Here is a 748-nt window from a genome sequence, read left to right as displayed (position 1 = left end):
TAAAGAAAACTTACTCTTAAAGCTCAAAGAAATATTTACAATAAAAAGAATCTTAATATCCCTAGTATCTTTATTTTTTATCTTATTCTTTGTGGGTGGTTGTAGTTTTAAATATATGGATTGGCAGTGGTATGAATACAAACAATTATGTTTAACTGCTGGAGAAATTATTAAGGAATCTCATAAATATGATATTGTAAATAGATATGATTGGACTACAATTACAAATAAACCAATTTATGTAGATAGTCGTATTACAGAGCATTCATATCAGAATCAATTCCATGATGGTAAGATATTTTATAAATATAAATTTTATATTTATAAAAATTTTGGCATCTTTTTGCATGGTGATGAAGCGGCAGGATTGCATATAGAAATAAGTAAAAATTTAAGTTGCAAACCTTAAATCTAAGGAGTAAGTAATGAGTAAAGACATAAAAACAGCTGAAGCTAAGTTGGAATTAGTTAAAAAGTTTTTGGACTATGCAATAGTGGCAAACGCTTCATATGCAATGCTAAACTATATTTGGAAAAATGCTGAAAATGAAACAGAGGAAACCAAAGCCGATGGGCTTACTTTTAAGCATAAGTTAGAATATGATGTTCAAGTAAGAAATCCAAAGGGCGAACTAATAACTAAAAAAGCAGGCACTAACACAGCTTATGCGTGTGCTATCGAAGCACGCTTTGCTAAAGATAAAATCTATAAAACAACACTAGGGTTTATTAATTCTACACTAGATAA

1 protein-coding gene and 1 pseudogene are annotated in these 748 nt (G+C 29.1%); both read left to right on the top strand.

What is annotated here, in order from left to right:
* The coding region (locus tag CQA53_RS11740; protein ID WP_115544044.1) for a hypothetical protein at nt 1-409 on the top strand (409 nt) is incomplete at its 5' end.
* Nucleotides 410-425: 16 nt separating this feature from the next.
* Nucleotides 426-748: pseudogene (locus CQA53_RS11735) on the top strand (hypothetical protein); the annotation flags it as partial.

The organism is Helicobacter didelphidarum, assembly GCF_003364195.1.
Lineage (GTDB): Bacteria > Campylobacterota > Campylobacteria > Campylobacterales > Helicobacteraceae > Helicobacter_A > Helicobacter_A didelphidarum.
This window is presented reverse-complemented; position numbering and strand designations above follow the sequence as displayed.